Below are 6,379 nucleotides of genomic sequence, written 5' to 3' on the forward strand. Positions count from 1 at the left end.
CCGTCAGCAGCAGCCCGACCCCCGCCGCCACCACCGCCCGCGCCCTGCGCCGCCCCCGGTCGGCAGCACCCGCGTCACCGGCCTGACCGCCCTGACCGGCCTCGACGGCGATCCGCTCCCGCCGATGGGTCGTTTCGGCAGCCCCCGCCCCGACCGGCCGCCGCGGCGGCGGAACGAACACCTGCGTGTCCTCGGAGGTCGGGTACGCCACCGCCCGCATCTCCGCGATCAGCTCCTCCGCGGTGGGCCGGTCCGCCGGTTCCTTCGCCAGGCACCGCGCCACGAGCGGTACGAGCTGCTCCGGCAGCCCGGTCAGATCGGGCTCGGCGTGCACGACCTGGTACGCCACCAGGTAGTGGCTGTCGGAGTCGAACGGCCCGTGCCCCGTCGCCGCGTGGACGAGTACGGCGCCCAGCGCGAAGACGTCCGCGGCCGAGCCCACCTCCCGCGGCCGCTGGAACTGCTCCGGCGCCATGTACGGCGGCGTCCCGATCAGCTTTCCCGTCTCGGTCCGCAGATCGCTGTCCGCCGGCCGCGAGATGCCGAAGTCGATGACCCGCACCCCGTCCGGTGCCATCAGTACGTTGCTGGGCTTGAGGTCCCGGTGGACGACCCCCGCCCGGTGGATGTCCCGCAGCGCCTCCGCCAGCCCGGCGGCGAGCCGGGCCAGCTCGGCGGGGTCCAGCACCCGCTCCCGTACGCGCTCGGCCAGCGTCGGGGCGTCGATGAACAGGGTGGCCATCCACGGCCGTTCGGCATCCGGATCGGCGTCCACGACGGGCGCGGTGAAGGCCCCGCTCACCCGCCGCGCGGCGGCGACCTCCTGCCGGAAGCGGGCCCGGAACTCCGGATCGACCGCGTGCTCGGCATGCACGATCTTGACGGCGAGTTTCAGCCCCGAACCGGAGGTGGCCAGATGGACGACGCCCATCCCGCCGGAACCGAGCACCGATTCCAGCCGGTACTGGCCGGCGTACTCCGGAAAGCCCACGTAGTCCGCGCGCAGCGAATGCACCGCTCAACCACCCCCGCCGGAGCCTAGTCGATGGGCCGTACGAATCTCCAAGGGTCCTGCTACCCTGCGCGAGTTGCGCACGGCAACACCCGTGGGGGGAGATTTCACATGTCCATGGAGAACGATTCCAGCCAAGTCCAGAGCCTGGCCACCGGCTCCGGATTCCAGACGTTTCCGGTCGCTCCGGGGTACCGCGTGAACGTCCGCAGCGGCCCGGGGACGAACTACTCGGTCATCGACACCCTGCCGTACGGCGCGAGCGTCTCGATCCGCTGCCAGTGCGACGGCACGACCGTCTCGGGTCCGTACGGCACGTCGGACATCTGGGACTGCATCGGCAACGGCCGCTTCGTCTCCGACGCGTACGTCAAGACCGGCGCCGACGGCTACGTCGCGAACCGCTGCAGCTAGGCCCCTGGGGCCCCGGGGCCGCCTGCCGCCCGTCTGCCACGTGAGACGACCCCGGCCGGTCCGGCTCGGCGAGGGATAATCGCCGGTGTGAGCGACGACGACCAGCGAGACCAGATCCCCGCCGAGCCGGCCCCGAAGACCCCTGCGGCCCCCGCGGCCGCCGCGGCCCCGGCCGGGCCTGAGCCGGAGCCGATCCGCTTCTTCGACACGACCTGGGTGAACCACGACGGCGGCTACGCCCTGCGACGCGTCGCCGTCGGTGTCGGCTCGATCGTCACCGCCGTCGCCGCGGCCGTGCTGCTGCGCCTCTCCTACGAGGGCCTGGAGATCGGCAACGTCGGCCCGTTCCTCAGCATCTCCGTCGTCGTCCTCTTCGCGATCGCCAGCGCCATCGCCTTCGCCAAGACCTGGGACTCCTTCAGCCGGCGTCCCGCCCCGTCCTCCGACGAGGCCGCCCTCAAGGGCCTGAAGACGATCGGTTTCATCGGCTCCCTCATCGCGTACTTCCTGCGCTGCTTCTTCGAGGCCCCCGGCGAGAAGCTGCGCCGCTCCGAGTACGAGCGCGCCACCGCCGAGTTCGCCCGCCGCCGCAGCACCCGTACGGGCAACCCGGCCGCGCGCCGCCCCAAGCGGAAGAAGTAGTCCCGCCCCGGCCCCGGCCTGTTGACGCCCCGGCACAGCCAGGAGCATTATTCATCACATGATGAATAACCCGCAGGCGCCGCCCAGCGAGTCCGTCCCACCCGCCGTCCACGCCCGCGGACTCACCGTCCGCCGCGGCACCGGCCGCACCCCCCGCACCGTCCTCGACTCCCTCGCCTTCGACGTCCCCCGCGGCCGCATCACCGGCCTCCTCGGCCCCTCCGGCTGCGGCAAATCCACCCTCATGCGCTCCATCGTCGGCACCCAGGCCCACGTCACCGGCACCCTCGACGTCCTCGGCCGCCCCGCCGGCGCCCCCGAGCTCCGCGCCCGCATCGGCTACGTCACCCAGGCGCCCTCCGTCTACGACGACCTCACCGTCCGCCAGAACCTCGACTACTTCGCCGCCGTCCTCGATCCGGGCCGCGCCGCCGCCGACCGCCGCCGCTCCACCGTCGCCCGCGCCATCGCCGACGTCGACCTCACCACCCGCGCCGACGCCCTCGCCGGCAACCTCTCCGGCGGCCAGCGCAGCCGCGTCTCCCTCGCCGTCGCGCTCCTCGGCACCCCCGAGCTCCTCGTACTCGACGAGCCCACCGTCGGCCTCGACCCCGTCCTGCGCCGGGACCTGTGGAACCTCTTCCACGACATCGCCGCCACCCGCGGCGCCACGATCCTCGTCTCCTCCCACGTCATGGACGAGGCCGAGCGCTGCCACGACCTGCTCCTCATGCGCGAAGGCCGCATCCTCGCCCAGGACACCCCCGACGCACTGCGCACCCGCACGCAATCCGCCACCGTCGAGGAGGGCTTCCTGCGCCTCGTCGACCAGGCCAACGCCGAAGCGAAGTCCGAGGTCATCCGATGAGCACCGCCCGCACCACCGCCACCGCCGCCCGCGTCCTGCGCCAGCTGCGCCACGACCCGCGCTCCATCGCGCTGATGCTGCTGGTCCCCGTACTGATGCTGACGCTGCTGCGCTTCGTCTTCGACGGCAGCCCGCGCACCTTCGACGGCATCGGCGCGTCCCTCCTCGGGATCTTCCCGCTCATCACCATGTTCCTGGTGACCTCGATCGCCACCCTGCGCGAGCGCACCTCCGGCACCCTCGAACGCCTCCTCGCCATGCCGCTGGGCAAGGGCGACCTCATCGCCGGCTACGCCCTCGCCTTCGGCGCCGTCGCCGTCGTCCAGTCCCTCCTCGCCACCGGTCTCGCCCTCTGGCTCCTCGGCCTCGACGTCGTCGGCTCGCCCTGGCTGCTCCTGCTCGTCGCCCTGCTCGACGCGCTCCTCGGCACCGCCCTCGGCCTGTTCGTCTCCGCCTTCGCCGCCAGCGAGTTCCAGGCCGTCCAGTTCATGCCGGCCGTGATCTTCCCGCAGCTCCTCCTGTGCGGCCTGTTCGCGGCGCGCGACACCATGCAGCCCGTCCTCGAAGGCATCTCGGACGTGCTGCCCATGTCGTACGCCGTCGACGGCATGACCGAGGTCCTGACCCACACCGACATGACCGCCGACTTCGTCCGCGACGCCGTGATCGTCGCCGGCTGCGCGCTGCTCGTCCTCGCCCTCGGCGCGGCCACCCTCCGCCGCCGTACGCCCTGACCGGGCCCTGACCGCTCTGCGGACAGCCCCTCGCCGTCCGTCCCACGGGTGAAAGGATGAGGAGGCAGCAGCCAGCACACGTGCAAGAAAGTTCGGCGAGGTGAATCGGGCATGACCCAGACAGTCGCAGTCCTCGGTACCGGCAAGATCGGCGAGGCTCTGCTCAGCGGAATGATCCGCGGCGGTTGGCCCGCCTCCAAACTCCTCGTCACCGCCCGCCGCCCCGAACGCGCCGAAGAGCTCCGCTCCCGCTACGGCGTCGAGGCCGTCAGCAACGCCGAGGCCGCCAAGCGCGCCGACACCCTCATCCTCACCGTCAAACCGCAGGACATGGGCAAGCTCCTCGAAGAGCTCGCCCCGCACGTCCCGGCCGACCGCCTGGTCATCAGCGGCGCCGCCGGCATCCCCACCTCCTTCTTCGAGGAGCGGCTCGCCTCCGGCACACCCGTCGTCCGCGTCATGACGAACACCCCCGCCCTCGTCGACGAGGCCATGTCCGTCATCTCGGCCGGCAGCCACGCCACCGCCGCCCACCTCGCCCACACCGAGGAGATCTTCGGCGGCGTCGGCAAGACCCTGCGCGTCCCCGAGTCCCAGCAGGACGCCGCCACCGCCCTCTCCGGCTCCGGACCCGCCTACTTCTACTTCCTCGTCGAGGCGATGACCGACGCCGGCATCCTCCTCGGCCTGCCCCGCGCCCAGGCCCACGACCTCATCGTCCAGGCCGCCATCGGCGCCGCCGTGATGCTCCGCGACAGCGGCGAGCACCCGGTCAAGCTCCGCGAGGCCGTCACCTCCCCGGCCGGCACCACGATCAACGCGATCGTCGAGCTCGAACGCCACGGCGTACGGGCCGCCCTGATCGCAGCCCTGGAGGCGGCCCGCGACCGCAGCCGCGAACTCGCCTCCGGCAACAGCTGACGGAGGTCGTACGGGAGATACGAGCCGTACGGGCCCCGCGCGAGCGGAAGGCCCGTACGACCCGGTCTCCTCACGGCTCCAGCAGCCCGATGGCCCGGTACGCCCGGTCCACGACCGGCCGCGCCAGCGCCCGCGCCCGCCCGGCCCCGTCCCGCAGCACCTTCTCCACCGCCGCCGGATCGGCCGCCAGCTCGGCGTGCCGCTCCTGAACCGGCCGCAGCAGCTCCACCACCGCGTCGGCGACGTCCCGCTTCAGCGCCCCGTACCCGCCGTACTCCTCCGCGAGGGCGGCCGGATCCCCGCCGGTGCAGGCGGCCAGCACGTCCAGCAGGTTCGCGACCCCCGGCCGCGCCTGCGGGTCGTAGACGACCCCGCCGTCCCCGCTGTCGGTCACGGCCCGCATGACCTTCTTCCGGATCACCCCGGGCTCGTCCAGCATGAACACCACCCCGGGCCCCGCCCCGCCGGACTTCCCCATCTTCGACGTCGGATCCTGAAGGTCCATGACCCGCGCGGCCACTTGCGGCAGCGTCACCTTCGGCACGGTGAACGTCTGCCCGTACCGCTGGTTGAACCGCACCGCCAGATCCCGGGCCAGCTCCACGTGCTGCCGCTGGTCCTCACCGACCGGGACCTCCTCGGTCCCGTACGCCAGGATGTCGGCGGCCATCAGCACGGGATAGGTCAGCAGCGACAGCCGTACGCCTTCCCCGGAGGCCTGTGCCCGCGCGGACTTCTCCTTGTACTGGATCATCCGGCGCATCTCCCCGTCGGTGGCCGTGCACTCCAGTACGTAGGAGAGGCGGGTGTGCTCGTCGACGTGGCTCTGCATGAAGAGGGTGCATTTCTCCGGGTCCAGCCCGGAGGCGAGGAACAGGGTCGCCACCTGCCTGCTGAGCCGGCGCACCCGCGCGGGATCGTGCTCGACGGTCAGTGCGTGGAGGTCCACTACGCAGAACAGCGCCTCGTCCGGCTGCTGGTCGGCGGCGACCCACTGCCGGAGGGCCCCCAGGTAGTTCCCCAGCGTCAGGTGCCCGGTCGGCTTGATCCCGCTGAAGATCCTCGTCATGTTGTCCTGTCTCCCTGTTCGTGGCTGGTGTGTGGGGACCGCCGCGTCGGGCGACCGAGCCACTCCCGGGAGGGGAGAAACAGAAACGGCCGCCGTAAGCGGCGGCCGTGAGCGCATGCGTGCTCGCGTGGAAGGTCGGCCGCCGTCAGGCGGCCCACCAGCGAAGGCTGGACGTGAGCGCATGCGTAGTCATGGGGACCAGGCTAGCCCTTCCGGTGGCCCCTGTCCCGGGGTTGACACACCCATCCGGGGTCCGTAAGGTTCTTCGAGTTGTCCGACGTGAGCGCCGACCCCGGTCGGTCCCCGGACAGCCATCCCGCACTACACATTCGAACGAACGACGCACTGTGTCGGCTCGTTTTCATGCGTATTTGCGAATGAGGAATCCACGTCCAAGGGCACAGTCAAGGACGTAGCCGCCGATTAGGTTCGGGGGCAAGGAATCCGCTACTGTCTCACTCGCCGCAAGGGCCCAACAGCCCAAGCGGCGGAACCCGCTGACTGGGAGTCAGGCCCGAAAGGATCTGATAGAGTCGGAATCGCCGGAAAGGGAAAGCGCGAAAGCGAAGGACCTGGAAAGCAAGCGGAACTGACTCTGATAGAGTCGGAAACGCAAGAACGAAGAACGAAAGCCCGGAGGAAAGCCCGAGAGGGTGAGTACAAAGGAAGCGTCCGTTCCTTGAGAACTCAACAGCGTGCCAAAAATCAACGCCAGAAGT

At 71.1% G+C, this 6,379-nt stretch carries 8 protein-coding genes; 5 read left to right on the forward strand and 3 right to left on the reverse strand.

The features are described from left to right. The coding region (locus tag ADK52_RS05725; protein WP_199828453.1) for a serine/threonine-protein kinase at nucleotides 1–1,015 on the reverse strand (1,015 nt) is incomplete at its 3' end. Nucleotides 1,016–1,129: 114 nt separating this feature from the next. On the opposite strand from ADK52_RS05725, the gene ADK52_RS05730 reads away from it, so the two are divergent. The 5 genes from ADK52_RS05730 to proC all read left to right on the forward strand — a co-directional run bounded on the left by ADK52_RS05730 (nucleotide 1,130) and on the right by proC (nucleotide 4,591). Further along, complete coding sequence (locus ADK52_RS05730; RefSeq protein WP_420714802.1) at nucleotides 1,130–1,426, forward strand: SH3 domain-containing protein; 297 nt, start codon at nucleotides 1,130–1,132, stop codon at nucleotides 1,424–1,426. Between the two features lie 87 nt (nucleotides 1,427–1,513). Next, nucleotides 1,514–2,068 carry a hypothetical protein gene (locus ADK52_RS05735; protein WP_420714801.1) on the forward strand — a complete coding sequence of 185 codons (555 nt, stop codon included), beginning with the start codon at nucleotides 1,514–1,516 and terminating at the stop codon, nucleotides 2,066–2,068. A 58-nt stretch (nucleotides 2,069–2,126) separates the two neighbouring features. After that, entirely contained in the window at nucleotides 2,127–2,936 is an 810-nt protein-coding gene (locus tag ADK52_RS05740; protein ID WP_053688688.1) for an ABC transporter ATP-binding protein, read from the forward strand. Further along, on the forward strand, nucleotides 2,933–3,670 hold the full coding sequence (locus tag ADK52_RS05745; protein WP_053688689.1) for an ABC transporter permease: 738 nt from the start codon (nucleotides 2,933–2,935) through the stop codon (nucleotides 3,668–3,670). The genes ADK52_RS05740 and ADK52_RS05745 overlap by 4 nt, the downstream gene beginning before the upstream one ends. A gap of 111 nt (nucleotides 3,671–3,781) precedes the next feature. Continuing rightward, nucleotides 3,782–4,591: a pyrroline-5-carboxylate reductase gene (gene proC / locus ADK52_RS05750; RefSeq protein WP_053688690.1), complete on the forward strand. Its 810-nt coding sequence runs from the start codon at nucleotides 3,782–3,784 to the stop codon at nucleotides 4,589–4,591. 70 nt (nucleotides 4,592–4,661) lie between these two features. Here the strand turns inward: proC and trpS are convergent, their stop codons facing one another. Together trpS and ADK52_RS43400 are read right to left on the reverse strand one after the other, a co-directional pair. Then, nucleotides 4,662–5,660, reverse strand: coding sequence for a tryptophan--tRNA ligase (gene trpS, locus ADK52_RS05755; protein WP_053688691.1), 999 nt, complete (start codon nucleotides 5,658–5,660; stop codon nucleotides 4,662–4,664). Nucleotides 5,661–6,168: 508 nt separating this feature from the next. Continuing rightward, the coding region (locus ADK52_RS43400; protein ID WP_234343463.1) for a hypothetical protein at nucleotides 6,169–6,379 on the reverse strand (211 nt) is incomplete at its 5' end.

It is taken from the genome of Streptomyces sp. WM6372, assembly GCF_001279655.1.
Taxonomy (GTDB): Bacteria; Actinomycetota; Actinomycetes; order Streptomycetales; family Streptomycetaceae; genus Streptomyces.